This is a genomic window from Citrobacter sp. S39, assembly GCF_009495675.1.
In the GTDB taxonomy this organism is placed as follows: Bacteria; Pseudomonadota; Gammaproteobacteria; order Enterobacterales; family Enterobacteriaceae; genus Citrobacter; species Citrobacter freundii.
This window is the reverse complement of record NZ_CP045555.1, coordinates 110,401-137,397: the sequence shown is the minus strand read 5'-3', so window position 1 is coordinate 137,397 and position 26,997 is coordinate 110,401. Positions and strand designations below refer to the sequence as shown.

The window sequence follows — 26,997 nt, the reverse complement described above, 5'->3', positions numbered from 1 at the left end:
TTAAATACACATTCACGATACGTATGATTGTATATTCGCCATGCTTATGGTTATATTGTTTTTGAAATTTAAACATATGAATCACCGTGCAGTGACACTGCCACACTGCGATCGCATTGGTCTTTTGTTCATTTAGGTTTGTGCCTTTATGTTTTCCTAATTTTAATGTTTTTTCTTTTTCTCATCTTATATGTATGGTAAATCATATTAACGGAGATTATTTCTTCACTCCGTCTGGGAAAAGGGAGTTTAGAGTGACAGTGGAGTTAAATATGCCAGAAGTAAAAATAACAGATAAAACAAATATTATAGAAATTGGGAAACCACAGCTTCGCATGGTTGATCTTAATTTATTAACCGTTTTTGATGCGGTGATGCAAGAACAAAACATTACCCGTGCCGCGCATACTTTGGGGATGTCGCAACCTGCTGTCAGTAATGCGGTCGCGCGCCTGAAAATTATGTTTAATGATGAGCTTTTTGTTCGTTATGGACGCGGTATCCAGCCGACAGCAAGAGCCTTCCAGCTATTTGGTTCTGTTCGCCAGGCATTGCAATTAGTGCAGAATGAACTGCCTGGATCGGGTTTTGAGCCAGCCAGCAGCGAGCGCGTATTCAATCTTTGCGTATGCAGCCCATTGGATAATATTCTGACCTCGTTGATTTATAATAGAGTTGAGCAAGTTGCACCAAACATTCATGTCGTATTTAAATCTTCACTCAATCAAAATACAGAGCATCAATTACGTTACCAGGAAACTGAATTCGTTATTAGTTATGAAGAGTTCCGACGTCCTGAATTTACCAGTATTCCGTTATTCAATGACGAAATGGTGTTAGTGGCAAGTAAAAAGCATCCGCGCATTAGTGGTCCTTTACTGGAAAGCAATGTCTATAATGAACAGCATGCGGTGGTGTCACTTGATCGCTTCGCATCATTCAGCCAACCGTGGTATGACACACCGGATAAACAATCCTGCGTGGCTTATCAGGGCATGGCATTAATTAGTGTTCTAAATATTGTGTCGCAAACGCATTTGGTCTCTATTGCGCCGCGTTGGTTAGTAGAAGAATTTGCCGATTCTTTAGAACTACAGATCTTGCCTTTACCGTTAAAATTGAACAGCCGCACATGCTATCTTTCATGGCATGAAGCCGCAGGCCGGGATAAAGGACATCAATGGATGGAAGAGTTGTTAGTCTCCGTTTGTAAGCAGTAGCATTTAGCAGAGTAAACCGGACGGTGCATCCTGTTTATTCTGCTTTTAACTTTATAACTGAAATTTTATGCTGAACTCTATTTTTTTACGTCTGTCCAAAAGTGTCAAAAAATAGAGTAATCGCTGTAAGTTCCCATTTTTAAGCGATTATTTATCATACTGATTGCTTATACTGGTTTAATTCTCCGTTTATTCGCGTCTTTCCTCCTTTTTATTCTTATTTACTCCAGTGCCACCCCTTCGGAGTCAATTGCCATGCGTCATCGTCAGCGGTTAATGTGTTGTTAAACCGCAATTCATTATAAGAGTGAGGCAAGCCATGGAGATGTTGTCTGGAGCCGAGATGGTCGTCCGATCGCTCATCGATCAGGGTGTGAAGCAGGTATTCGGTTATCCCGGGGGGGCCGTCCTCGATATTTATGATGCCCTGCATACGGTCGGCGGTATTGATCATGTGCTGGTCCGCCATGAACAAGCGGCGGTACATATGGCTGATGGCCTTGCGCGTGCCACGGGAGAAGTGGGGGTCGTATTGGTCACCTCAGGGCCGGGGGCGACCAACGCGATTACCGGGATCGCAACGGCTTACATGGATTCCATTCCGCTGGTGATCCTCTCCGGACAGGTCGCAACGTCGCTGATTGGCTACGATGCCTTCCAGGAGTGCGACATGGTAGGTATATCCCGCCCGGTGGTGAAACATAGCTTCCTGGTCAAACAAACGGAAGATATCCCGCAGGTGCTGAAAAAAGCCTTCTGGCTGGCAGCAAGCGGTCGTCCGGGGCCAGTGGTGGTGGATTTGCCGAAGGATATTCTGAATCCGGCGAAGAAACTGCCTTATAGCTGGCCGGACTCGGTGAGTATGCGCTCGTATAATCCGACGACGACGGGACATAAAGGACAGATAAAACGGGCGTTGCAGACGCTGGTCGCGGCGAAGAAACCGGTTGTCTATGTGGGCGGTGGCGCGGTCAATGCCGCTTGCCATGAGCAGTTAGCTCAGATTGCTGAAGCGCTGAATCTGCCGGTTGTCTCCTCGCTCATGGGGTTGGGCGCGTTTCCGGCCACGCATCGTCAGGCGCTGGGCATGTTGGGCATGCACGGTACCTACGAAGCCAATATGACCATGCATCATTCCGATGTGATCTTTGCCGTTGGCGTTCGCTTTGACGATCGAACGACGAATAACCTGGCAAAATATTGTCCTAATGCGACCGTGCTGCATATCGATATCGATCCGACCTCTATTTCCAAAACCGTTACTGCGGATATTCCGATTGTGGGGGATGCCCGCCTGGTGCTGGATCAGATGCTCGAACTACTGGAGCAGGAGAAATCTCAGCAGCCGCTGGATGATAATCGTGACTGGTGGCAACGGATTGAGCACTGGCGTGCCCGTCAGTGTCTGAAATACGACACGCAAAGCGAAAGTATTAAGCCGCAGGCGGTGATTGAAACCATCTGGCGTCTGACGAAAGGGGAGGCGTATGTGACCTCTGACGTTGGCCAACACCAGATGTTTGCCGCACTTTACTATCCGTTCGATAAACCGCGTCGCTGGATTAACTCAGGCGGCCTCGGGACTATGGGATTCGGTTTACCTGCGGCGTTAGGGGTGAAAATGGCTTTGCCGGATGAAACGGTAGTGTGCGTCACCGGGGATGGCAGCATTCAGATGAATATCCAGGAGCTGTCGACGGCGCTGCAATATGAACTGCCGGTGCTGGTACTCAACCTTAACAACCGTTATCTCGGCATGGTCAAACAGTGGCAGGACATGATCTACTCCGGGCGTCACTCACAGTCTTACATGCAGTCGCTGCCCGATTTCGTGCGCCTTGCTGAGGCTTATGGACATATCGGTATCCAGATTAATCGGCCTGAAGAACTTGAGAGCAAGTTGGGCGAAGCGCTGGAACATGTGCGTAACCATCGTCTGGTGTTTGTCGATGTCACCGTCGACGGTAGTGAACATGTCTACCCGATGCAGATTCGTGGGGGTGGGATGGATGAAATGTGGTTAAGCAAAACGGAGAGGACCTGATTATGCGCCGGATATTATCAGTATTGCTGGAAAACGAGTCAGGTGCATTATCGTGTGTGATTGGCCTCTTCGCCCAGCGTGGTTACAACATTGAAAGCCTGACCGTCGCGCCGACCGACGATCCGACCTTATCGCGGATGACGATTCAGACGGTAGGGGATGAGAAAGTCCTTGAGCAGATCGAAAAGCAGCTCCACAAACTGGTGGATGTTCTGCGCGTTAGCGAGCTGGGGCAGGGCGCTCACGTTGAACGAGAAATCATGCTGGTGAAAATCCAGGCCAGCGGTTATGGCCGGGAAGAAGTGAAACGCAACACGGAAATTTTCCGCGGGCAAATCATCGATGTCACGCCGTCTATCTACACCGTACAACTGGCGGGCACCAGCGATAAGTTGGATGCGTTTCTGGCAACGCTGCGTGAAGTCGCTAAAATTGTGGAAGTTGCTCGCTCCGGCGTGGTGGGGCTTTCCCGCGGCGATAAAATCATGCGTTAATCATGATCGGGTTCTTAATTCGCAAGCCCAACGACTCAGGTTGGGCTTTTTTTTGCGAAATCAGCGGTAACCAGAGACAAAAGCGGTTGCCGGAGTCATTATTCTGCGCTTAGATGTTAATAAATTTAACCCATGCCATCACAAAGGTTATGGTTTGTACATTTTACGCAAGGGGCAATTGTGAAACTGGATGAAATCGCTCGGTTGGCCGGCGTTTCGCGAACGACTGCAAGCTACGTTATTAATGGCAAAGCAAAGCAATATCGCGTAAGCGACAAAACGGTTGAAAAAGTCATGGCGGTGGTGCGCGAGCATAATTACCACCCGAATGCCGTGGCGGCCGGGCTGCGTGCTGGACGCACACGTTCTATCGGGCTGGTGATCCCGGATCTTGAGAACACGAGCTATACCCGGATCGCAAACTATCTGGAGCGCCAGGCGCGTCAACGTGGGTATCAGCTGTTGATTGCCTGCTCTGAAGATCAGCCAGATAACGAAATGCGCTGTATTGAGCATCTTTTACAGCGCCAGGTCGATGCCATTATTGTGTCGACTTCCTTGCCGCCTGAACATCCGTTCTACCAACGCTGGGCAAACAGTTCATTCCCGATTGTGGCGCTGGATCGTGCACTGGATCGCGAACATTTTACCAGTGTTGTGGGTGCAGATCAGGATGATGCGGAAATGCTGGCGGAAGAGTTACGCAAATTCCCTGCTGAAACCGTCCTCTATCTGGGCGCGCTCCCTGAATTATCCGTCAGTTTCCTGCGCGAACAGGGTTTTCGTACCGCGTGGAAGGACGATCCGCGTGAAGTCCATTTCCTGTACGCCAACAGCTATGAGCGGGAAGCTGCAGCGCAGCTGTTTGATAAATGGCTGGAAACGCACCCAATGCCTCAGGCGTTGTTTACCACGTCGTTTGCCCTGTTGCAGGGGGTGATGGATGTGACCCTGCGTCGTGATGGGCAGTTGCCGTCTGATTTAGCGATTGCGACTTTTGGCGATCACGAACTGCTCGACTTCCTGCAGTGCCCTGTACTGGCAGTGGCACAGCGCCATCGTGATGTCGCGGAACGCGTGCTGGAGATTGTACTGGCAAGTCTGGACGAACCGCGTAAACCAAAACCAGGTTTAACGCGTATACGGCGTAATCTGTACCGTCGCGGTATTCTCAGCCGTAACTAAGTTCCCTCAATTGATGACGTCGGCGGGATAAGCCTCTGACGTCTTCAGTTTTTCTATTCTCAGAAATAACCGCATTATATTTAAGAATATTCTTTAGAATTATCTGAAATGTATTCTTGAAATACCCCGAATTAAAAATGCAACTATCCATTTTTGGGTTATTGATACGTAACGACGCGTTACGGTTGTATTATTTTGTTACATGCATGTGTGGATTTGCCGAATTAACAAACACTTTGCTCTCGTATTGCGGCCATCTGGTGCTTACCTTGGTCCTGCGCGGCGTACAGACCGATTAACTGGTACTGTTAACTCGCGGCATATTGTCCTAAAATGCCGCTCGCGTCGCAAACTGACACTTTATATTTTCTTCTGATGATATTCAGTTGTTTTAAACAATGATGAGTTGTTGGATTTTTTTCTTACAAATATTCATGACGTTAATTTGCTTCGTTTGCTGTACGGATTTTGTTCAACGCTGATATTAGCCGTAAACAATGGGTTTTTTGCTCCGCTAAGCGCCGCGACTTGCTTGACAAGGTTTTCCTCCGCTCCGTAAACTCCTTTAAGTGGGAATTTGTGGGATAAAGTGGTAATCGGGGGTGAGACTGGCATGTTCCGGGGAGCAACGTTAGTTAATCTCGACAGTAAAGGGCGCTTATCCGTGCCTACCCGTTATCGGGATCAACTGCTTGAGAGCGCTACCGGTCAAATGGTTTGCACCATTGACATCCATCACCCGTGCCTGCTGCTGTACCCCCTGCCTGAATGGGAAATAATCGAGCAGAAGCTATCGCGTCTGTCGAGCATGAATCCAGTTGAGCGTCGCGTACAGCGCTTATTGTTGGGTCATGCCAGCGAATGTCAGATGGATAACGCTGGTCGATTACTGATAGCGCCTATTCTGCGGCAACACGCAGGGCTAACGAAAGAAGTGATGCTGGTTGGGCAGTTCAATAAGTTTGAGCTGTGGGATGAAACGACCTGGTATCAACAGGTCAAGGAAGATATCGACGCTGAGCAGTCTGTTACTGGCGCGTTGTCGGAACGATTGCAGGATTTGTCTCTATAAAATGACGGAAAATTATAAACATACAACGGTGTTGCTGGATGAAGCCGTAAACGGCCTGAATATTCGTCCAGACGGCATCTACATTGACGGGACATTTGGTCGCGGTGGTCACTCACGTCTGATCCTCTCCCAGCTTGGCGAAGAGGGGCGTTTACTGGCAATCGATCGCGATCCGCAGGCTATTGCCGTTGCTAAAACGATTACCGATCCTCGCTTCTCCATCGTACATGGACCTTTCTCTGCGCTGGCTGACTATGTCGCTGAGCGTGGACTGACCGGTAAGATCGACGGGATTCTTCTCGATCTGGGCGTTTCTTCACCGCAGCTCGATGACGCAGAGCGCGGTTTTTCGTTTATGCGTGACGGTCCGTTAGATATGCGTATGGACCCAACACGCGGTCAGTCAGCGGCCGAATGGCTGCAAACTGCCGATGAAGCAGACATTGCCTGGGTGATTAAAACCTTTGGCGAAGAGCGCTTCGGCAAACGCATTGCGCGCGCCATCGTGGAGCGTAACCGCATCGAACCGATGACCCGCACCAAAGAACTGGCGGAAGTTATTGCGGCGGCAATGCCGGTGAAGGACAAATTCAAACATCCCGCGACCCGTACCTTCCAGGCGGTGCGCATTTGGGTGAACAGTGAACTGGAGGAGATAGAGCAGGCGCTAAAAAGCTCGCTCAGCGTGCTGGCTCCAGGTGGTCGCCTTTCGATCATCAGTTTCCATTCGCTTGAAGACCGCATTGTGAAACGCTTTATGCGTGAACAAAGCCGTGGCCCTCAGGTACCGGCTGGAATACCGATGACCGAAGCGCAGATCAAAAAACTGGGCGGCCGTGAGTTAAGAGCACTAGGCAAGATGATGCCGGGTGAAGAAGAGGTCGCTGAGAATCCTCGTGCCCGTAGTTCAGTTCTGCGTATTGCAGAGAGGACGAACGCATGATCAGCAGAGTGACAGAAGCCCTCAGCAAAGTTAAAGGATCGATAGGAAGCAACGAGCGCCATGCATTGCCTGGCGTGATCGGTGACGATCTTTTGCGGTTTGGGAAGCTGCCACTCTGCCTGTTCATTTGCATTATTTTGACGGCGGTTACCGTCGTGACAACAGCGCACCATACGCGGTTACTGACTGCGCAGCGTGAGCAGCTGGTCCTTGAGCGAGATGCGCTGGATATCGAATGGCGTAACTTGATCCTTGAGGAGAACGCGCTCGGCGACCATAGCCGTGTTGAACGGATCGCAACGGAAAAGCTGCAAATGCAGCATGTCGATCCCTCACAAGAAAATATCGTAGTACAAAAATAAGGATAAACGCGACGCATGAAAGCAGCGGCAAAAACGCACAAACCAAAACGCCAGGAAGAACAAGCCAACTTTATCAGTTGGCGTTTTGCGTTACTGTGCGGCTGTATTTTGCTGGCACTGGGTTTTCTGCTGGGTCGCGTTGCCTGGCTGCAAATCATCGCGCCGGACATGCTGGTGCGTCAGGGTGATATGCGCTCTCTACGCGTCCAGGAAGTGTCTACATCGCGCGGAATGATTACCGACCGCTCTGGTCGTCCGCTGGCGGTGAGTGTTCCGGTTAAAGCTATATGGGCCGACCCGAAAGAAGTACATGATGCCGGCGGAGTGAGCGTTGGCGAACGCTGGAGAGCGCTGTCAACCGCGCTGAATCTCCCGCTCGATCAACTGGCTTCCCGCATTAACGCGAATCCGAAAGGGCGCTTTATCTATCTGGCGCGTCAGGTAAACCCTGACATGGCTGATTACATCAAAAAACTGAAGCTGCCAGGTATCCATCTGCGCGAAGAATCCCGCCGTTACTACCCTTCCGGGGAAGTGACTGCTCACCTCATCGGATTTACGAACGTCGACAGCCAGGGCATTGAAGGCGTTGAGAAGAGCTTCGACAAGTGGCTCACCGGACAACCGGGCGAGCGTATTGTACGTAAAGACCGGTATGGCCGCGTCATTGAAGATATCTCCTCTACCGACAGCCAGGCGGCGCATAACCTCGCGTTGAGCATTGATGAGCGTTTACAGGCACTGGTCTACCGTGAACTGAATAACGCCGTGGCGTTCAACAAGGCGGAGTCAGGCAGTGCGGTACTGGTGGATGTGAACACTGGTGAAGTGCTGGCAATGGCCAACAGTCCGTCCTACAACCCGAACAATCTCACTGGTACGCCAAAAGACGCGATGCGTAACCGCACCATTACCGACGTGTTTGAACCGGGTTCTACCGTTAAACCGATGGTGGTGATGACCGCGCTGCAGCGCGGTGTGGTACGCGAAAATACGGTCCTCAACACTATCCCTTACCGAATTAATGGTCACGAAATCAAAGACGTGGCACGTTATAGCGAATTAACCCTCACCGGGGTTTTGCAGAAGTCGAGTAACGTCGGTGTTTCCAAGCTGGCGTTAGCGATGCCGTCCTCAGCGTTAGTAGATACTTACTCACGTTTTGGGCTGGGAAAAGCGACCAATTTGGGGTTGGTCGGAGAACGCAGTGGCTTATATCCTCAAAAACAACGGTGGTCTGACATAGAGAGGGCCACCTTCTCTTTCGGCTACGGGCTAATGGTAACGCCGTTACAGTTAGCGCGAGTCTATGCAACGATCGGCAGTTACGGCGTTTATCGTCCACTGTCGATTACCAAAGTTGACCCTCCAGTTCCGGGCGAGCGTATCTTCCCGGAAGCGACCGTACGCACCGTGGTGCACATGATGGAAAGCGTGGCGCTGCCCGGTGGCGGCGGCGTGAAGGCGGCGATTAAAGGCTATCGCATCGCCATTAAAACCGGTACGGCGAAAAAAGTAGGGCCAGATGGCCGCTACATCAACAAATACATTGCTTATACCGCAGGTGTTGCGCCTGCGAGTCAGCCGCGCTTCGCGCTGGTTGTTGTTATCAACGATCCGCAGGCGGGTAAATACTACGGTGGCGCCGTTTCCGCGCCGGTCTTTGGTGCCATCATGGGCGGCGTATTGCGTACCATGAACATCGAGCCGGATGCGCTGACAACGGGCGATAAAAATGAATTTGTGAATAATCAAGGCGAGGCAACAGGTGGCAGATCGTAATTTGCGCGACCTTCTTGCTCCATGGGTGCCGGGTGCACCGGAGCGAGCACTGCGGGAGATGACGCTTGACAGCCGTGTGGCTGCATCGGGCGATCTCTTTGTCGCAGTATTAGGTCATCAGGCGGACGGGCGTCGGTATATCCCGCAGGCGATAGCGCAAGGTGTGGCTGCCATTATTGCAGAAGCGAAAGATGAAGCTACTGATGGTGAAATCCGTGAAATGCACGGCGTTCCGGTCATCTATCTTAGTCAGCTTAACGAACGTTTATCTGCACTGGCAGGCCGTTTTTACCACGAGCCTTCTGAGAAAATGCGTCTGGTCGGCGTGACCGGGACCAACGGTAAAACCACCACCACCCAACTGCTGGCACAGTGGAGCCAACTGCTTGGCGAAACCAGCGCGGTGATGGGAACAGTAGGCAATGGCCTGCTGGGCAAAGTGATCCCGACGGAAAATACCACCGGTTCAGCCGTTGATGTCCAGCATGTGCTGGCGGGGCTGGTTGCGCAGGGCGCAACGGTTGGCGCGATGGAAGTCTCTTCACACGGTCTGGTTCAGCATCGCGTGGCGGCGCTGAAGTTTGCCGCATCAGTATTTACTAACTTAAGCCGTGACCATCTCGACTACCACGGCGACATGGAACATTACGAAGCCGCGAAATGGCTGCTGTATTCCACGCACCATTGCGGTCAGGCCATCGTCAATGCGGATGATGAAGTCGGTCGTCGCTGGTTGGCGAAACTCCCGGATGCGGTTGCCGTTTCGATGGAAGACCACATCAACCCGAACTGTCACGGTCGTTGGTTAAAAGCGGTTGACGTGAAGTATCACGACAGCGGGGCAACGATTCGTTTTACCTCCTCATGGGGCGACGGCGAAATTGAAAGCCGCCTGATGGGGGCGTTTAACGTCAGCAATCTGCTGCTGGCGCTGGCAACGCTGCTGGCACTGGGCTATCCGTTAGCTGATTTACTGAAAACGGCGACACAATTGCAGCCGGTTTGCGGGCGTATGGAAGTGTTCAGCGCGCCGGGTAAAACCACCGTGGTTGTTGATTACGCCCATACGCCAGATGCGCTGGAAAAAGCGCTACAGGCGGCACGTTTGCACTGTACTGGCAAACTGTGGTGCGTCTTTGGCTGCGGCGGCGATCGCGATAAAGGCAAACGTCCGTTGATGGGCGCAATTGCCGAGCAGTTTGCCGATGTTGTTGTGGTGACCGATGACAACCCGCGTACCGAAGAGCCGCGCGCCATTATTAACGACATTCTGGCGGGGATGCTGGATGCCGGACAGGCGAAGGTGATGGAAGGTCGCGCAGAAGCGGTGACAAACGCCATTATGCAAGCGAAAGAAAATGATGTGGTGCTGGTGGCCGGTAAAGGTCATGAAGACTACCAGATCGTTGGTTCACAGCGCCTCGATTATTCTGACCGCGTCACGGCAGCGCGTCTGCTGGGGGTTATCGCATGATTAGCGTAACGCTCAGCCAACTGGCGGAGATCCTCCGTGGCGAATTGAAAGGGGCCGATCTGACCCTTGATGCCGTAACAACCGATACGCGTAAAGTGACGCCGGGCTGCCTGTTTGTGGCACTGAAAGGCGAACGCTTTGATGCCCATGATTTTGCAGACAAAGCGCAAGAGAGCGGGGCCGGTGCGCTGTTGGTCAGCCGCCCGTTGGACACCAACCTGCCGCAGCTGATTGTTAACGATACGCGTCTGGCGTTTGGTGAACTGGCTGCGTGGGTTCGCGCCCAGGTTCCGGCGCGCGTTGTCGCGCTGACCGGCTCATCCGGTAAAACGTCCGTCAAAGAGATGACGGCTGCCATTCTGAGCCAGTGTGGTAACACCCTATATACCGCGGGCAACCTGAATAACGACATCGGTGTACCGATGACGCTGCTGCGCTTAAACAACGATTACGACTATGCCGTGATTGAGCTCGGTGCCAACCATCAGGGCGAAATCGCCTGGACCGTCGGCCTGACGCGTCCGGAAGCGGCGCTGGTGAACAACCTGGCCGCCGCGCACCTGGAAGGCTTCGGCTCTCTGGCGGGCGTTGCGAAGGCAAAAGGTGAGATTTTTACCGGTCTGTCAGCGAACGGTATCGCCATTATGAATGCCGACAACAACGACTGGCTGAACTGGCAAAGCATCATCGGCGATCGCAAAGTCTGGCGTTTCTCCCCGAATGCAGCCAATAGCGACTTTTCGGCGACCAACGTTCATGTGACCTCGCATGGCACGGAATTTTCTCTGCAAACGCCGACCGGAAGCATTGATGTCCTGCTGCCGTTACCGGGTCGCCATAATATCGCTAACGCCCTTGCGGCGGCGGCGCTCTCTATGGCGGTAGGCGCGACGCACGAGGCGATCAAAGCGGGTTTGAAGGATCTGCAAGCGGTACCGGGGCGTCTGTTCCCGATTCAACTTGCGGAAAATCAGCTGCTGCTGGACGACTCCTATAACGCGAACGTCGGTTCGATGACCGCAGCGGTGCAGGTGCTGTCTGAAATGCCGGGCTATCGCGTACTGGTCGTTGGCGATATGGCAGAGCTTGGCGCAGAAAGCGAAGCATGCCATGTACAGGTGGGGGTTGCTGCGAAAGCCGCAGGCATCGACCGTGTACTGAGTACGGGAAAACTGAGTCAGGCAATTAGCGACGCCAGTGGCGTTGGCGAACATTTTGCGGATAAAAGTGCGCTGGCCGCGCATCTTAAAGCATTGATTGCAGAACATCAGGTCATGACGATTTTAGTGAAGGGTTCACGTAGTGCCGCCATGGAAGAGGTAGTACGCGCATTACAGGAGAATGGGACATGTTAGTTTGGCTGGCCGAACATTTGGTCAAATATTATTCCGGCTTTAACGTCTTTTCCTATCTGACGTTTCGCGCCATCGTCAGCCTGCTGACCGCGCTGTTCATCTCTTTGTGGATGGGCCCGCGCATGATTGCCCGCTTACAAAAAATGTCCTTTGGACAGGTCGTACGTAACGACGGTCCGGAATCGCACTTCAGTAAACGCGGTACGCCAACCATGGGTGGGATCATGATCCTCACCGCGATAGTTATCTCCGTACTGCTGTGGGCATATCCGTCGAACCCGTACGTATGGTGCGTGCTGGTGGTATTGATTGGCTACGGCATTATCGGTTTTGTCGATGACTACCGCAAAGTGGTGCGCAAAGATACCAAGGGCCTGATTGCCCGCTGGAAGTACTTCTGGATGTCGGTGATTGCGCTGGGTGTAGCCTTTGCGCTGTACCTCGCCGGTAAAGACACCCCGGCTACCGAGCTGGTGGTGCCGTTCTTTAAAGACGTGATGCCGCAACTGGGTCTGTTCTATGTTCTGCTGGCGTACTTCGTGATTGTGGGGACTGGCAACGCGGTCAATCTTACCGATGGCCTGGATGGTCTGGCGATTATGCCGACCGTGTTCGTAGCAGCGGGTTTTGCGCTGGTGGCATGGGCTACCGGTAACATGAACTTTGCCAACTATCTGCACATTCCCTATTTACGCCATGCAGGCGAACTGGTGATCGTCTGTACGGCGATTGTCGGTGCGGGATTAGGTTTCCTGTGGTTTAACACCTATCCGGCGCAGGTCTTTATGGGTGACGTCGGTTCGCTGGCGCTGGGTGGCGCGCTGGGCATTATTGCCGTGCTGCTGCGTCAAGAGTTCCTGCTGGTAATCATGGGCGGCGTATTTGTTGTAGAAACGCTGTCGGTCATTCTGCAGGTTGGCTCCTTTAAGCTGCGCGGACAGCGCATCTTCCGTATGGCGCCGATTCACCATCACTATGAACTGAAAGGCTGGCCGGAACCGCGCGTCATTGTGCGCTTCTGGATTATTTCGCTGATGCTGGTGCTGATTGGCCTGGCAACGCTGAAGGTACGTTAATCATGGCTGATTACCAGGGTAAAAAAGTCGTCATTATCGGTCTCGGATTGACCGGGCTGTCCTGCGTGGATTTCTTCCTGGCGCGTGGCGTGACGCCGCGCGTAATGGATACCCGTGCGACGCCGCCTGGTCTGGATAAATTACCGGAAGCGGTTGAGCGTCATGTTGGCAGCCTGAATGATGACTGGCTGCTGGCCGCCGATCTCATCGTCGCCAGCCCTGGTATTGCCCTGGCGCATCCTTCGCTGAGCGCCGCCGCTGATGCAGGGATCGAAATTGTCGGTGACATCGAGCTGTTCTGTCGCGAAGCACAGGCGCCGATCGTCGCGATCACCGGGTCCAACGGGAAAAGTACCGTCACTACGCTGGTCGGCGAGATGGCGAAAGCGGCCGGCGTGAACGTGGGTGTTGGCGGAAATATCGGCTTACCCGCGTTGATGCTGCTTGATGACGAACGCGAGCTGTATGTACTGGAGCTGTCGAGCTTCCAGCTGGAGACAACCTCCAGCTTAGAGGCCGTAGCCGCCACCATTTTGAACGTCACCGAAGATCATATGGATAGATATCCGTTTGGCTTGCAGCAGTACCGTGCGGCCAAACTGCGTGTCTATGAGAATGCGAAAGTGTGTGTGGTCAATGCTGATGATGCGCTGACCATGCCGATTCGCGGGGCGGATGAGCGCTGCGTGAGCTTTGGCATCAACATGGGTGACTATCATCTCAATCGTCAGCAGGGTGAAACCTGGCTGCGGGTGAAGGGTGAAAAAGTCCTGAACGTGAAAGAGATGACGCTTACCGGCCAGCATAACTATACCAACGCCCTGGCGGCGCTGGCGCTGGCGGATGCTGCGGGTCTGCCGCGGGCGTCCAGCCTGAAAGCGCTGACTACTTTTACCGGTCTGGCGCATCGTTTCCAGTTGGTACTGAATCATAACGGTGTGCGTTGGATCAACGATTCAAAAGCCACCAACGTCGGCAGCACCGAAGCGGCACTGAATGGTCTGCACGTTGAGGGTACGCTGCACCTGCTGCTGGGCGGTGACGGGAAATCCGCCGACTTTATGCCGCTGCAACGTTACCTGACTGGCGACAACATTCGTCTGTACTGCTTTGGTCGCGATGGCGCACAGCTTGCCGCTCTGCGTCCTGAGGTTGCGGAACACACTGAAACCATGGAGCAGGCAATGCGTCTGCTCGCACCGCGTGTGAAGTCGGGTGATATGGTGCTGCTGTCGCCAGCCTGTGCCAGCCTTGACCAGTTCAAGAACTTTGAGCAACGTGGTGACGTCTTTACCCGTTTGGCGAAGGAGTTGGGTTGATGCGCTTCTCTCTCCCTCGTCTGAAAATGCCGCGCGTACCGGGACTGGGTGTCCTGGCGTGGATCTTCGCGGCACTTAAAGGCTGGGTGATGGCTTCGCGTGATAAAGACGCGGACAGCCTGATCATGTATGACCGCATGCTGCTGTGGCTGACTTTTGGTCTGGCAGCGATCGGTTTTGTGATGGTGACATCGGCATCGATGCCCGTAGGGCAACGCCTGGCAGGCGATCCCTTCCTGTTCGCTAAACGTGACGCGCTGTATATCTTCCTCGCGTTCTGTCTGGCGATGGTGACGTTACGTCTGCCGATGGAGTTCTGGCAAAAGTACAGCACGACAATGCTGATCGCCTCGATCATCATGTTGTTGATCGTTCTGGTGGTGGGGAGCTCCGTTAACGGGGCATCGCGCTGGATCGCGCTGGGTCCACTGCGTATTCAGCCTGCGGAATTCACCAAGCTGTCGCTGTTCTGTTATCTCGCCAACTACCTGGTGCGTAAAGTCGATGAAGTGCGTAACAACCTGCGCGGCTTCTTAAAACCGATGGGGGTGATTCTGGTGCTGGCAATCTTGCTGCTGGCGCAGCCTGACCTTGGTACGGTAGTGGTGCTGTTTGTCACGACGCTGGCGATGCTGTTTCTCGCTGGAGCGAAACTGTGGCAGTTCATTGCCATTATCGGTATGGGGATTTCGGCGGTAGTGCTGCTGATCCTTGCCGAACCATATCGTATTCGCCGCGTAACCTCTTTCTGGAACCCATGGGAAGATCCGTTTGGCAGCGGCTACCAGTTAACGCAATCGCTGATGGCTTTTGGTCGCGGTGAGATTTGGGGGCAGGGTTTAGGTAATTCGGTGCAAAAACTGGAGTATTTACCGGAAGCGCACACCGACTTCATCTTCGCCATCATTGGGGAAGAGCTGGGTTATATCGGTGTGGTATTGGCACTTTTAATGGTATTCTTCGTCGCTTTTCGCGCGATGTCGATTGGCCGCAAAGCGCTGGAAATTGACCACCGTTTTTCAGGCTTTTTAGCCTGCTCCATCGGGATTTGGTTTAGCTTCCAGGCGCTGGTAAACGTAGGTGCGGCAGCTGGTATGCTGCCAACCAAAGGTCTGACGTTACCGCTGATCAGTTATGGTGGTTCCAGTTTGTTGATTATGTCGACGGCCATCATGTTTTTGTTACGTATTGATTATGAAACGCGTCTGGAAAAAGCCCAGGCGTTTACACGAGGTGCACGATGAGTGGTCAACCGAAGCGGTTAATGGTGATGGCAGGCGGTACCGGCGGGCATGTGTTCCCGGGGCTGGCGGTCGCGCATCATTTAATGGCTCAGGGCTGGCAAGTTCGTTGGCTGGGCACCGCCGATCGTATGGAAGCGGACTTAGTGCCGAAGCATGGCATTGAAATTGACTTTATTCGCATCTCCGGTTTGCGTGGCAAAGGTGTCAACGCGCTGCTTGCCGCCCCCGTGCGTATTTTTAATGCCTGGCGTCAGGCGCGGGCCATCATGAAGCAGTTTAAGCCTGATGTGGTGCTGGGTATGGGCGGCTACGTGTCCGGCCCTGGCGGTCTGGCAGCCTGGTCATTAGGCATTCCGGTTGTACTGCATGAGCAGAATGGCATTGCGGGATTAACCAACAAGTGGCTGGCGAAAATTGCCACTACGGTGATGCAGGCTTTTCCTGGCGCTTTCCCGAATGCGGAAGTGGTGGGTAACCCGGTACGCACCGACGTTCTGGCGCTGCCGTCGCCCGAAGTACGTCTGGCAGGGCGTGAAGGCCCGGTTCGCGTGCTGGTCGTCGGGGGGTCTCAGGGTGCACGCGTATTGAACCAGACGATGCCGCAGGTTGCCGCAGAGCTTGGTGACGCGGTGACTATTTGGCATCAGAGCGGCAAAGGTGCGCAGCAAACCGTTGAACAGGCATATGCTGACGCGGGACAACCACAGCACAAGGTCACTGAGTTTATTGATGATATGGCAGCCGCCTACGCGTGGGCGGATGTCGTAGTTTGTCGCTCAGGTGCGCTGACGGTAAGTGAAATTGCTGCCGCAGGTTTGCCTGCGCTGTTTGTGCCTTTCCAGCACAAAGACCGACAGCAGTACTGGAATGCGCTGCCGCTGGAGAAAGCGGGCGCCGCCAAAATTCTTGAGCAGCCGCAGTTTACTGTGGATGCCGTCGCTAACACCCTTTCCGGGTGGTCGCGAGAAACCTTATTAACCATGGCAGAACGTGCGCGCGCCGCATCCATACCGGATGCCACAGAGCGTGTTGCTAATGAAGTGAGCCGGGCTGCCCGGGCGTAATTGTGGTGATGCCTTTTGCATCGCATGAACTAAGAAGTTAATGGCTAAAGAATGAATACACAACAACTGGCAAAACTGCGTTCCATAGTGCCCGAAATGCGTCGCGTTCGGCACATTCACTTTGTCGGCATCGGTGGTGCTGGTATGGGCGGTATTGCCGAAGTTTTGGCCAACGAAGGTTATCAGATCAGCGGTTCTGACCTGGCGCCGAATCCGGTGACTCAGCAGTTGACGAATCTGGGCGCCACGATTTTCTTCAACCATCGCCCGGAAAACGTGCGTGATGCGAGCGTGGTGGTGGTATCCAGCGCCATTTCTGCGGATAACCCGGAAATTGTTGCGGCGCATGAAGCACGTATTCCGGTGATCCGTCGTGCTGAAATGTTGGCTGAATTAATGCGTTTTCGTCACGGTATCGCCATTGCCGGGACGCACGGTAAAACCACGACCACAGCGATGGTCTCCAGTATCTACGCGGAAGCGGGGCTGGATCCGACGTTTGTCAACGGCGGTCTGGTGAAGGCTGCAGGCGTCCATGCGCGTCTGGGTCATAGCCGTTATTTAATTGCGGAGGCGGATGAGAGCGATGCGTCGTTCCTACATTTGCAGCCGATGGTGGCGATTGTTACCAATATCGAAGCCGATCATATGGATACCTACCATGGCGACTTCGAAAATTTAAAGCAGACGTTTATTAATTTCCTGCATAACTTACCGTTTTATGGTCGTGCGGTGATGTGCGTTGACGATCCGGTGATCCGCGAGTTGTTGCCGCGCGTCGGTCGTCAAACCACAACCTATGGTTTCAGCGATGATGCTGATGTGCGCGTTGAAGATTACCAGCAGATTGGTCCACAAGGGCACTTCACGCTGCTGCGTCAGGGGATGGCCGATTTACGTGTGACATTGAACGCACCGGGCCGTCACAATGCGCTGAACGCGGCGGCGGCGGTGGCAGTTGCAACAGAAGAAGGCATTGAAGACGACGCAATTCTGCGCGCGCTGGAAAGTTTCCAGGGCACCGGACGCCGTTTTGACTTCCTCGGCGAATTTCCGCTTGAGCCGGTAAACGGTAAAGCCGGGACGGCGATGCTGGTTGATGATTATGGCCATCATCCAACGGAAGTGGATGCCACGATTAAAGCTGCACGCGCGGGCTGGCCGGACAAAAATCTGGTAATGCTGTTCCAGCCGCACCGCTTTACGCGTACACGCGATCTGTATGACGACTTTGCCAACGTGCTGACTCAGGTCGATGCGCTGTTGATGCTGGATGTATACGCCGCGGGTGAAGCCGCGATTCCGGGGGCTGACAGCCGTTCGCTGTGCCGTACGATCCGTGGTCGCGGTAAGATCGACCCGATTCTGGTATCCGATCCGGCTCAGGTGGCAGACATGCTGGCGCCGGTATTAACCGGCAATGATCTGATTTTGGTGCAGGGCGCTGGAAATATCGGCAAAATCGCGCGTTCCTTAGCTGAAATCAAACTGAAGCCGCAAAACCCGGAGGAAGAACAACATGGCTGATAAAATCGCGGTCCTGTTAGGAGGAACCTCCGCAGAGCGTGAAGTTTCGCTGAATTCCGGCGCGGCCGTACTGGCAGGGTTACGCGAAGGTGGTGTCGATGCCCATCCGGTTGACCCTAAAGATATTGATGTCACTCTTCTGAAATCTATGGGTTTTCAGAAGGTGTTTATTGCGCTGCACGGTCGTGGCGGGGAAGATGGCACGTTGCAGGGCATGCTGGAGCAAATTGGCCTGCCATATACCGGCAGCGGCGTCATGGCGTCCGCAATTTCGATGGACAAACTGCGCAGCAAGCTGCTGTGGCAGGGCGCAGGTTTACCCGTCGCGCCCTGGGTTGCATTGACCCGCTCTGAGTTCGAAAAAGGTCTTAGCGATGAAGCGGTTACAAAAATCTCTGCGTTAGGTTTGCCGCTGATTGTGAAGCCAAGCCGTGAAGGCTCCAGCGTAGGGATGTCAAAAGTTGAAGAAGAAAATGCTTTGCAGGGTGCATTAGCATTGGCTTTTCAGCATGATGAAGAAGTACTGATCGAAAAATGGCTCAGTGGCCCGGAATTTACAGTTGCGATACTTGGTGAAGAAATTTTACCGTCAATACGTATCCAACCCGCGGGAACCTTCTATGATTATGAGGCGAAGTATCTCTCTGATGAGACACAATATTTCTGCCCTGCAGGTCTGGAAGCTGAACAAGAGGCCCGTTTGCAGGAATTAGTCCTGAAAGCATGGACCGCATTGGGCTGTAAAGGTTGGGGTCGCATTGACGTCATGCTGGACAGCGATGGCCAGTTTTATCTGCTGGAAGCGAATACCTCTCCGGGTATGACCAGCCACAGCCTGGTGCCGATGGCGGCACGTCAGGCTGGCCTGAGCTTCTCGCAGTTGGTGGTAAGAATTCTGGAGTTGGCGGACTGATATGTCGCAGGCTGCGCTGAACACGCGAAACGGTGATGAAGAAGAAGTAAACTCCTCACGCCGCAATAATGGAACGCGTCTTGCAGGAATACTGTTCCTGCTGACAGTGCTGTGCACCGTGTTTGTCAGCGGCTGGGTAGTGTTGGGGTGGATGGAAGATGCGCAGCGGTTGCCATTGTCAAAGCTGGTGTTAACCGGCGAACGGCATTACACGCGCAATGACGATATTCGTCAGTCCATTCTGGCTCTGGGCGCTCCGGGAACCTTTATGACTCAGGATGTGAACATCATTCAGAGTCAAATTGAACGTCTCCCCTGGATTAAACAGGCGAGCGTCAGAAAGCAATGGCCCGATGAATTGAAGATTCATCTGGTTGAATATGTGCCCATTGCGCGTTGGAATGACCAGCATATGGTGGATGCCGAAGGCAATACGTTCAGCGTCCCAACCGGTCGGGCCAATAAGCAGGTATTACCTATGTTGTACGGACCGGAAGGCAGCGCAAGTGAAGTGTTGCAAGGGTTCCGTGATATGGGGCAGGTGCTGGCTAAGGATAGATTCACCCTGAAGGAAGCGGCGATGACCGCTCGTCGTTCCTGGCAGTTGACGCTGAATAACGATATTAAGCTCAATCTGGGCAGGGGCGATACGATAAAACGTTTGGCTCGCTTTGTGGAACTCTACCCGGTTTTACAGCAGCAGGCGCAAACCGATGGCAAACGGATTAGCTACGTTGATTTGCGTTATGACTCAGGAGCGGCAGTAGGCTGGGTTCCCTTGCCTCCTGAGGAATCTAATCAGCAACAGAATCAGGCACAGGCAGAACAACAATGATCAAGGCGACGGACAGAAAACTGGTAGTTGGACTGGAGATTGGCACCGCGAAGGTAGCCGCTTTAGTAGGGGAAGTTCTGCCCGACGGTATGGTCAATATCATTGGCGTGGGCAGTTGCCCATCGCGAGGTATGGATAAAGGCGGGGTGAATGACCTTGAGTCAGTGGTGAAGTGCGTACAGCGCGCCATTGACCAGGCTGAACTGATGGCAGATTGCCAGATTTCCTCGGTGTATCTGGCACTTTCCGGTAAACATATTAGCTGTCAAAATGAAATTGGTATGGTGCCCATTTCCGAAGAGGAAGTGACGCAGGAAGATGTGGAAAACGTGGTACATACGGCAAAATCCGTACGCGTTCGCGACGAACATCGCGTTCTGCACGTTATTCCGCAGGAATACGCCATTGACTACCAGGAAGGCATTAAAAATCCGGTAGGTCTTTCCGGCGTACGTATGCAGGCAAAAGTCCACCTTATTACCTGCCACAACGACATGGCGAAGAACATTGTCAAAGCTGTTGAACGTTGTGGTCTGAAAGTTGACCAACTGATTTTTGCCGGGTTGGCAGCCAGTTATTCCGTGTTGACGGAAGATGAACGTGAGCTGGGTGTCTGCGTGGTGGATATTGGTGGTGGTACAATGGACATCGCCGTTTATACTGGCGGGGCGTTGCGCCACACTAAAGTTATCCCTTATGCAGGGAATGTAGTGACCAGTGATATCGCGTATGCCTTTGGTACGCCGCCGAGCGATGCTGAAGCCATTAAAGTGCGCCATGGCTGTGCGCTGGGGTCCATCGTGGGTAAAGACGAAAGCGTTGAAGTGCCAAGCGTAGGTGGTCGTCCACCGCGCAGCCTGCAACGTCAGACCCTGGCAGAAGTCATTGAGCCGCGTTATACCGAGCTGCTCAACCTGGTCAACGAAGAAATTTTGCAATTACAAGAACAGCTTCGCCAGCAGGGTGTGAAACATCATCTGGCGGCGGGGATTGTGTTAACCGGTGGTGCTGCGCAAATTGAAGGTCTGGCGGCCTGCGCACAGCGCGTGTTCCATACGCAAGTACGTATTGGCGCGCCGCTGAATATCACTGGTCTGACGGATTATGCTCAGGAGCCGTATTACTCAACGGCAGTGGGGCTGCTTCACTACGGAAAAGAATCCCATTTGAGTGGTGAGGCTGAAGTAGAAAAACGCGTAACGGCATCAGTTGGCTCGTGGATCAAACGACTCAATAGCTGGCTGCGAAAAGAGTTTTAATTTTTAAAGAGACCATCGCACATTAACGGTCTCAGGCGACAGGCACAACGGAGAGAGAAACTATGTTTGAACCTATGGAACTTACCAATGACGCGGTGATTAAAGTCATCGGCGTCGGCGGCGGCGGCGGTAATGCCGTTGAACACATGGTGCGCGAGCGCATCGAAGGTGTTGAATTCTTCGCGGTGAATACCGACGCTCAGGCGTTGCGTAAAACGGCGGTTGGACAGACCATTCAGATTGGTAGCGGCATCACCAAAGGTCTGGGCGCGGGTGCGAACCCGGAAGTCGGCCGTAATGCGGCAGACGAAGATCGTGAAGCTCTGCGTGCAGCGCTTGACGGGGCAGACATGGTGTTTATCGCAGCAGGCATGGGCGGCGGTACCGGTACCGGTGCAGCGCCAGTGGTTGCTGAAGTAGCAAAAGATTTAGGTATTCTGACCGTTGCTGTCGTGACTAAGCCTTTCAACTTTGAAGGCAAGAAGCGTATGGCATTCGCGGAGCAGGGTATCACCGAGCTGTCCAAACATGTGGACTCTCTAATTACTATTCCGAATGACAAACTGCTGAAAGTACTGGGCCGCGGTATCTCCCTGCTGGATGCGTTTGGCGCAGCGAACGACGTACTGAAAGGTGCAGTTCAGGGTATCGCTGAACTGATTACTCGTCCGGGCCTGATGAACGTCGACTTTGCAGACGTGCGCACCGTGATGTCCGAAATGGGCTACGCGATGATGGGTTCTGGCGTGGCGAGCGGTGAAGACCGTGCAGAAGAAGCGGCTGAAATGGCTATCTCTTCTCCGCTGCTGGAAGACATCGATCTGTCCGGCGCACGCGGCGTGCTGGTCAACATTACTGCGGGCTTCGACCTGCGTCTGGATGAGTTCGAAACCGTGGGTAACACCATCCGTGCCTTTGCATCGGATAACGCGACCGTGGTAATCGGTACCTCTCTGGACCCGGATATGAACGACGAACTGCGTGTGACCGTTGTTGCGACTGGAATTGGTATGGACAAGCGTCCTGAAATCACTCTGGTAACCAACAAGCAGGTACAGCAGCCGGTAATGGATCGTTACCAGCAACACGGCATGGCGCCGTTGACGCAAGAACAGAAGCCGGTAGCGAAAGTGGTTAACGACAATACGCCGCAAACCACTAAAGAGCCGGATTATCTGGATATCCCTGCATTCCTGCGTAAGCAAGCTGATTAAGAATTAGCTGGAATTTGGGAATCTGCGCTCTTTGTGCTAAACTGGTCCGCCGAATGTATAGTACACTTCGGTTGGATAGTTAATTTGGCGAGATTATACGATGATCAAACAAAGGACACTTAAACGTATCGTTCAGGCGACTGGCGTCGGTTTACATACCGGCAAAAAAGTCACGCTGACGCTACGCCCTGCGCCGGCCAACACCGGGGTCATCTATCGTCGCACCGACTTGAATCCTCCGGTAGATTTCCCGGCCGATGCCAAATCTGTGCGTGATACCATGCTCTGTACGTGTCTGGTCAATGAGCATGATGTGCGGATTTCAACCGTAGAGCACCTGAATGCTGCTCTGGCGGGCTTAGGTATCGATAACATTGTTATTGAAGTTAACGCCCCGGAAATCCCGATCATGGATGGTAGTGCTGCTCCGTTCGTATACCTGCTGCTCGATGCGGGTATTGAAGAACTGAACAGCGCGAAGAAATTTGTTCGCATCAAAGAGACCGTTCGTGTCGAAGATGGCGATAAGTGGGCTGAATTCAAACCGTTTAATGGTTTCTCGTTGGATTTTACCATCGACTTTAACCATCCGGCGATTGATGCCAGCACGCAGCGCTACGCGATGAACTTCTCTGCAGATGCGTTCATGCGCCAGATCAGCCGTGCGCGTACTTTCGGCTTCATGCGTGATATCGAATATCTGCAGTCCCGTGGCCTGGCCTTGGGCGGCAGCTTCGATTGTGCCATCGTTGTTGACGATTATCGCGTATTGAACGAAGACGGTCTGCGTTTTGAAGACGAATTCGTTCGTCACAAAATGCTCGACGCGATTGGTGACTTGTTCATGTGTGGTCACAACATTATTGGTGCATTCACCGCGTATAAATCCGGTCATGCATTGAATAACAAACTGTTGCAGGCGGTCCTGGCAAAACAGGAAGCCTGGGAATATGTGACCTTCCAGGACGATGCAGAACTGCCTCTGGCGTTCAAAGCACCTTCGACCGTACTGGCATAACGACATACGCTGTCGTATAAATTCGACTGGTAAATCTGGCACTCTCTCCGGCCAGGTGAGCCAGTCGTTTTTTTATGTACTCATTAACGCAGCCTTTTCCAACGCAAATATTTCCCTGCCACTAGGTTAAAATAGTGTGCGATCGCTGCTTTCTTGAGCATATTTACCCATGGCCGGTTGTCATTACTGCTGTGGAGCGTACGCTTTAATGATAAGATTCGTGCGCAAAAAAATGTTTTGCATTCGTAACCCCAAACGCAGGGTATATCAGGTGGCAAAAACGTGAGTGGAATACTGACGCGTTGGCGACAGTTAGGCAGACGGTACTTCTGGCCGCATCTCCTGTTGGGGATGGTCGCGGCGAGTTTTGGCCTGCCCGCGCTCGGTAATGCTGCTGAACCCAATACCCCCGCGAAGGCGACCGCCAGCAATCACGATCAATCCGCTAAAGTTAACTTTAGCCAGCTTGCTTTGCTGGAAGCGACTAATCGCCGCCCAAATTTTACCGTCGATTACTGGCATCAACATGCCATTCGTACGGTTATCCGCCATCTTTCTTTTGCCATGGCGCCTCAGGCGTTGCCTGTTGCCGAAGAGCCGTTGCCAATCCAGGCACACCATCTTGCGTTACTGAATACGCTCAGCGCGATGCTGACGCAAGAAGGCACTCCGCCCGCGACAGTAAGTCGCGTGACATACGCCCACTTTACTTCTCAGGCCGCGTTTAGCGTTCCGGTCTGGATCAGCCAGCTGCAGGGTATCCGCGCTGGTCCTCAACGCCTCAGCTAAAAAAGAACCTTCCAACTTATAATTTTGACTCCGCATCGCGGGGCGTTTGAGATTTTATTATGCTAATCAAATTATTAACCAAAGTATTCGGTAGCCGTAACGAGCGTACGCTGCGTCGTATGCGTAAAGTGGTCAATGTCATCAACGCAATGGAACCGGAGATGGAAAAACTCTCCGATGATGAACTGAAAGCGAAGACCGCTGAATTCCGCGCCCGTCTGGAAAAAGGTGCCAGCGTTGAGAGCCTGATCCCGGAAGCGTTCGCAGTGGTGCGTGAAGCGAGTAAACGCGTGTTCGGTATGCGCCACTTCGACGTTCAGCTGCTGGGCGGTATGGTGCTTAATGATCGCTGCATCGCGGAAATGCGTACTGGTGAAGGTAAAACCCTGACCGCGACGCTGCCAGCCTACCTGAACGCATTAAGCGGGAAGGGCGTGCACGTAGTTACCGTGAACGACTACCTGGCTCAGCGTGATGCCGAAAATAACCGCCCGCTGTTTGAATTCCTCGGCATGACCGTTGGTATCAACATGTCTGGCCTGCCAGCGCCAGCCAAGCGTGAAGCCTACAACGCCGATATTACTTACGGTACCAACAACGAATACGGCTTTGACTACCTGCGCGATAACATGGCGTTTAGTCCGGAAGAGCGTGTTCAACGTAAACTGCACTATGCGCTGGTCGATGAAGTTGACTCCATCCTGATCGATGAAGCGCGTACGCCGCTGATCATTTCTGGCCCGGCTGAAGACAGCTCGGAAATGTATAAAAAAGTGAACAAAATCATCCCACACCTGATCCGTCAGGAGAAGGAAGATTCCGACACGTTCCAGGGGGAAGGCCACTTCTCTGTTGATGAGAAAGCGCGCCAGGTTAACCTGACCGAACGTGGTCTGGTACTGATTGAAGAGTTGTTGGTTAACGAAGGCATTATGGATGAGGGCGAGTCTCTGTACTCTCCAGGCAACATTATGCTGATGCACCACGTGACTGCCGCACTGCGTGCACACGTGCTGTTTACCCGCGATGTTGACTACATCGTGAAAGACGGCGAAGTTATCATCGTTGATGAACACACCGGCCGTACCATGCAGGGGCGTCGCTGGTCTGATGGTCTGCACCAGGCTGTTGAAGCTAAAGAAGGCGTAGAGATCCAGAACGAGAACCAGACGCTGGCATCTATTACCTTCCAGAACTACTTCCGTTTGTACGAAAAACTGGCCGGTATGACCGGTACAGCAGATACCGAGGCCTTTGAATTTAGCTCCATCTACAAGCTGGATACCGTAGTTGTACCAACTAACCGCCCGATGATCCGTAAGGATTTACCGGATCTGGTGTACATGACCGAAGCGGAAAAAATTCAGGCGATCATTGAAGATATTAAAGAGCGTACCGCAAATGGCCAGCCGGTGCTGGTGGGTACTATCTCCATTGAAAAATCTGAAGTGGTCTCTAACGAGCTGACCAAGGCAGGCATCAAACATAACGTTCTGAACGCCAAGTTCCATGCCAGCGAAGCGGATATCGTCGCACAGGCGGGTTACCCGTCTGCCGTGACAATCGCTACTAACATGGCGGGTCGTGGTACCGATATCGTGCTGGGCGGTAGCTGGCAGGCAGAAGTTGCCGAGCTGGAAAACCCAACTCCGGAACAAATCGCGCAGATCAAAGCCGAGTGGCAGGTTCGCCATGACGCGGTATTAGCTGCTGGTGGTTTGCATATTATCGGTACTGAGCGTCACGAATCTCGTCGTATCGATAACCAGCTGCGTGGTCGTTCTGGTCGTCAGGGGGATGCGGGTTCTTCTCGTTTCTATTTGTCGATGGAAGATGCGCTGATGCGTATTTTTGCCTCTGACCGCGTGTCCGGCATGATGCGTAAACTGGGTATGAAGCCTGGTGAAGCCATTGAACACCCATGGGTGACCAAAGCAATTGCTAACGCGCAGCGTAAAGTGGAAAGCCGCAACTTCGATATTCGTAAGCAGTTGCTGGAATATGATGATGTCGCCAACGACCAGCGTCGTGCTATCTACACCCAGCGTAACGAACTGCTGGACGTAACTGACGTTAGCGAAACCATTAACAGCATTCGCGAAGACGTCTTCAAAGCGACGATTGATGCCTATATTCCGCCGCAGTCTCTGGAAGAAATGTGGGATATTCCGGGTCTGCAGGAACGTCTGAAAAACGACTTCGATCTGGATATGCCGATTTCAGAGTGGCTGGATAAAGAACCTGAGCTGCACGAAGAAACGCTGCGCGAACGTATTCTGGCAAACGCAGTAGAAGTTTATCAGCGCAAAGAAGAAGTTGTGGGCGCGGAGATGATGCGTCACTTCGAAAAAGGCGTGATGCTGCAAACGCTCGACTCTTTATGGAAAGAGCACCTGGCGGCGATGGATTACCTGCGTCAGGGTATCCACCTGCGTGGTTATGCGCAAAAAGATCCGAAGCAGGAATACAAGCGTGAATCCTTCTCTATGTTTGCATCAATGCTGGAATCTCTGAAGTACGAAGTGATCAGCACTCTGAGCAAAGTTCAGGTGCGTATGCCTGAAGAAGTAGAAGCGATGGAGCAGCAGCGTCGCGAAGAAGCTGAGCGTTTAGCGCAGATGCAGCAGTTGAGCCATAAAGGTGATGATTCTGCTGCGGCAGAAGAGCTGGCGGCACAAACCGGCGATCGTAAAGTGGGTCGTAACGATCCGTGTCCTTGCGGTTCCGGCAAGAAATACAAACAGTGTCATGGCCGTCTGAGCTAAGAAAATAACTTATTGAAAAGGCGCAGACTTCTGCGCCTTTTTT

At 52.9% G+C, this 26,997-nt stretch carries 22 protein-coding genes; all 22 read left to right on the top strand.

Going from position 1 to position 26,997, the window contains the following annotated elements; all coding sequences use genetic code 11:
• The first annotated feature begins 272 nt into the window (after positions 1 to 272).
• The 22 genes from leuO (at position 273) to secA (ending at position 26,954) form a co-directional block, all read left to right on the top strand.
• A complete protein-coding gene (leuO, locus tag GFB57_RS00600) occupies positions 273 to 1,220 on the top strand; it encodes a transcriptional regulator LeuO (protein ID WP_003018800.1) in 948 nt (315 codons plus the stop codon).
• Between the two features lie 319 nt (positions 1,221 to 1,539).
• On the top strand, positions 1,540 to 3,264 hold the full coding sequence (gene ilvI / locus GFB57_RS00595; RefSeq protein ID WP_003018799.1) for an acetolactate synthase 3 large subunit: 1,725 nt from the start codon (positions 1,540 to 1,542) through the stop codon (positions 3,262 to 3,264).
• 2 nt (positions 3,265 to 3,266) lie between these two features.
• Positions 3,267 to 3,758 carry an acetolactate synthase small subunit gene (ilvN, locus tag GFB57_RS00590; protein WP_003018797.1) on the top strand — a complete coding sequence of 164 codons (492 nt, stop codon included), beginning with the start codon at positions 3,267 to 3,269 and terminating at the stop codon, positions 3,756 to 3,758.
• Positions 3,759 to 3,938: 180 nt separating this feature from the next.
• Positions 3,939 to 4,943, top strand: coding sequence for a catabolite repressor/activator (gene cra, locus GFB57_RS00585; RefSeq protein WP_003018794.1), 1,005 nt, complete (start codon positions 3,939 to 3,941; stop codon positions 4,941 to 4,943).
• A 613-nt stretch (positions 4,944 to 5,556) separates the two neighbouring features.
• Positions 5,557 to 6,015 carry a division/cell wall cluster transcriptional repressor MraZ gene (gene mraZ / locus GFB57_RS00580; protein WP_003018792.1) on the top strand — a complete coding sequence of 153 codons (459 nt, stop codon included), beginning with the start codon at positions 5,557 to 5,559 and terminating at the stop codon, positions 6,013 to 6,015.
• 1 nt (position 6,016) lies between these two features.
• Entirely contained in the window at positions 6,017 to 6,958 is a 942-nt protein-coding gene (gene rsmH, locus GFB57_RS00575; RefSeq protein WP_003018789.1) for a 16S rRNA (cytosine(1402)-N(4))-methyltransferase RsmH, read from the top strand.
• Positions 6,955 to 7,320, top strand: coding sequence for a cell division protein FtsL (ftsL, locus tag GFB57_RS00570; protein ID WP_000625651.1), 366 nt, complete (start codon positions 6,955 to 6,957; stop codon positions 7,318 to 7,320). Before rsmH ends, ftsL begins: the two co-directional genes overlap by 4 nt.
• Positions 7,321 to 7,335: 15 nt before the next feature.
• On the top strand, positions 7,336 to 9,102 hold the full coding sequence (ftsI, locus tag GFB57_RS00565) for a peptidoglycan glycosyltransferase FtsI (RefSeq protein ID WP_003018783.1): 1,767 nt from the start codon (positions 7,336 to 7,338) through the stop codon (positions 9,100 to 9,102).
• A complete protein-coding gene (murE, locus tag GFB57_RS00560; RefSeq protein ID WP_003018780.1) occupies positions 9,089 to 10,576 on the top strand; it encodes a UDP-N-acetylmuramoyl-L-alanyl-D-glutamate--2,6-diaminopimelate ligase in 1,488 nt (495 codons plus the stop codon). Before ftsI ends, murE begins: the two co-directional genes overlap by 14 nt.
• Complete coding sequence (gene murF / locus GFB57_RS00555) at positions 10,573 to 11,931, top strand: UDP-N-acetylmuramoyl-tripeptide--D-alanyl-D-alanine ligase (protein WP_003018777.1); 1,359 nt, start codon at positions 10,573 to 10,575, stop codon at positions 11,929 to 11,931. The genes murE and murF overlap by 4 nt, the downstream gene beginning before the upstream one ends.
• Complete coding sequence (mraY, locus tag GFB57_RS00550) at positions 11,925 to 13,007, top strand: phospho-N-acetylmuramoyl-pentapeptide-transferase (RefSeq protein ID WP_003018774.1); 1,083 nt, start codon at positions 11,925 to 11,927, stop codon at positions 13,005 to 13,007. The genes murF and mraY overlap by 7 nt, the downstream gene beginning before the upstream one ends.
• A 2-nt stretch (positions 13,008 to 13,009) precedes the next feature.
• Positions 13,010 to 14,326 carry a UDP-N-acetylmuramoyl-L-alanine--D-glutamate ligase gene (gene murD, locus GFB57_RS00545; protein ID WP_003018772.1) on the top strand — a complete coding sequence of 439 codons (1,317 nt, stop codon included), beginning with the start codon at positions 13,010 to 13,012 and terminating at the stop codon, positions 14,324 to 14,326.
• Entirely contained in the window at positions 14,326 to 15,570 is a 1,245-nt protein-coding gene (gene ftsW / locus GFB57_RS00540; RefSeq protein ID WP_003018770.1) for a cell division protein FtsW, read from the top strand. Before murD ends, ftsW begins: the two co-directional genes overlap by 1 nt.
• Complete coding sequence (murG, locus tag GFB57_RS00535) at positions 15,567 to 16,634, top strand: undecaprenyldiphospho-muramoylpentapeptide beta-N-acetylglucosaminyltransferase (protein WP_003018767.1); 1,068 nt, start codon at positions 15,567 to 15,569, stop codon at positions 16,632 to 16,634. The genes ftsW and murG overlap by 4 nt, the downstream gene beginning before the upstream one ends.
• A 51-nt stretch (positions 16,635 to 16,685) precedes the next feature.
• Complete coding sequence (gene murC, locus GFB57_RS00530; RefSeq protein ID WP_003018763.1) at positions 16,686 to 18,161, top strand: UDP-N-acetylmuramate--L-alanine ligase; 1,476 nt, start codon at positions 16,686 to 16,688, stop codon at positions 18,159 to 18,161.
• Positions 18,154 to 19,074: a D-alanine--D-alanine ligase gene (locus GFB57_RS00525; protein WP_003018760.1), complete on the top strand. Its 921-nt coding sequence runs from the start codon at positions 18,154 to 18,156 to the stop codon at positions 19,072 to 19,074. Before murC ends, GFB57_RS00525 begins: the two co-directional genes overlap by 8 nt.
• A 1-nt stretch (position 19,075) precedes the next feature.
• Positions 19,076 to 19,909 (top strand): cell division protein FtsQ, encoded by an 834-nt coding sequence (ftsQ, locus tag GFB57_RS00520; RefSeq protein WP_003018758.1) that lies wholly within the window; start codon positions 19,076 to 19,078, stop codon positions 19,907 to 19,909.
• A complete protein-coding gene (gene ftsA / locus GFB57_RS00515) occupies positions 19,906 to 21,168 on the top strand; it encodes a cell division protein FtsA (RefSeq protein WP_003018755.1) in 1,263 nt (420 codons plus the stop codon). Before ftsQ ends, ftsA begins: the two co-directional genes overlap by 4 nt.
• 62 nt (positions 21,169 to 21,230) lie before the next feature.
• The gene (gene ftsZ, locus GFB57_RS00510) at positions 21,231 to 22,382 is read left to right on the top strand and encodes a cell division protein FtsZ (protein WP_003018753.1); all 1,152 of its coding nucleotides are present in this window, start codon (positions 21,231 to 21,233) and stop codon (positions 22,380 to 22,382) included.
• A 100-nt stretch (positions 22,383 to 22,482) separates the two neighbouring features.
• Positions 22,483 to 23,400 carry a UDP-3-O-acyl-N-acetylglucosamine deacetylase gene (lpxC, locus tag GFB57_RS00505; RefSeq protein ID WP_003018750.1) on the top strand — a complete coding sequence of 306 codons (918 nt, stop codon included), beginning with the start codon at positions 22,483 to 22,485 and terminating at the stop codon, positions 23,398 to 23,400.
• Between the two features lie 282 nt (positions 23,401 to 23,682).
• Entirely contained in the window at positions 23,683 to 24,189 is a 507-nt protein-coding gene (secM, locus tag GFB57_RS00500) for a secA translation cis-regulator SecM (protein ID WP_003018748.1), read from the top strand.
• 59 nt (positions 24,190 to 24,248) lie between these two features.
• Positions 24,249 to 26,954, top strand: coding sequence for a preprotein translocase subunit SecA (gene secA / locus GFB57_RS00495; RefSeq protein ID WP_003018746.1), 2,706 nt, complete (start codon positions 24,249 to 24,251; stop codon positions 26,952 to 26,954).
• The last annotated feature ends 43 nt before the right edge of the window (positions 26,955 to 26,997 follow it).

Coding starts and splice junctions, on each gene's coding strand:
- murF (WP_003018777.1), top strand. CDS start 10,573: ATGATTAGCGTAACGCTCAGCCAACTGGCGGAGATCCTCCGTGGCGAA.
- murD (WP_003018772.1), top strand. CDS start 13,010: ATGGCTGATTACCAGGGTAAAAAAGTCGTCATTATCGGTCTCGGATTG.
- mraY (WP_003018774.1), top strand. CDS start 11,925: ATGTTAGTTTGGCTGGCCGAACATTTGGTCAAATATTATTCCGGCTTT.
- secA (WP_003018746.1), top strand. CDS start 24,249: ATGCTAATCAAATTATTAACCAAAGTATTCGGTAGCCGTAACGAGCGT.
- rsmH (WP_003018789.1), top strand. CDS start 6,017: ATGACGGAAAATTATAAACATACAACGGTGTTGCTGGATGAAGCCGTA.
- lpxC (WP_003018750.1), top strand. CDS start 22,483: ATGATCAAACAAAGGACACTTAAACGTATCGTTCAGGCGACTGGCGTC.
- ftsL (WP_000625651.1), top strand. CDS start 6,955: ATGATCAGCAGAGTGACAGAAGCCCTCAGCAAAGTTAAAGGATCGATA.
- ilvI (WP_003018799.1), top strand. CDS start 1,540: ATGGAGATGTTGTCTGGAGCCGAGATGGTCGTCCGATCGCTCATCGAT.
- ftsQ (WP_003018758.1), top strand. CDS start 19,076: ATGTCGCAGGCTGCGCTGAACACGCGAAACGGTGATGAAGAAGAAGTA.
- leuO (WP_003018800.1), top strand. CDS start 273: ATGCCAGAAGTAAAAATAACAGATAAAACAAATATTATAGAAATTGGG.
- ftsW (WP_003018770.1), top strand. CDS start 14,326: ATGCGCTTCTCTCTCCCTCGTCTGAAAATGCCGCGCGTACCGGGACTG.
- mraZ (WP_003018792.1), top strand. CDS start 5,557: ATGTTCCGGGGAGCAACGTTAGTTAATCTCGACAGTAAAGGGCGCTTA.
- ftsZ (WP_003018753.1), top strand. CDS start 21,231: ATGTTTGAACCTATGGAACTTACCAATGACGCGGTGATTAAAGTCATC.
- GFB57_RS00525 (WP_003018760.1), top strand. CDS start 18,154: ATGGCTGATAAAATCGCGGTCCTGTTAGGAGGAACCTCCGCAGAGCGT.
- murG (WP_003018767.1), top strand. CDS start 15,567: ATGAGTGGTCAACCGAAGCGGTTAATGGTGATGGCAGGCGGTACCGGC.
- ftsA (WP_003018755.1), top strand. CDS start 19,906: ATGATCAAGGCGACGGACAGAAAACTGGTAGTTGGACTGGAGATTGGC.
- murC (WP_003018763.1), top strand. CDS start 16,686: ATGAATACACAACAACTGGCAAAACTGCGTTCCATAGTGCCCGAAATG.
- ilvN (WP_003018797.1), top strand. CDS start 3,267: ATGCGCCGGATATTATCAGTATTGCTGGAAAACGAGTCAGGTGCATTA.
- ftsI (WP_003018783.1), top strand. CDS start 7,336: ATGAAAGCAGCGGCAAAAACGCACAAACCAAAACGCCAGGAAGAACAA.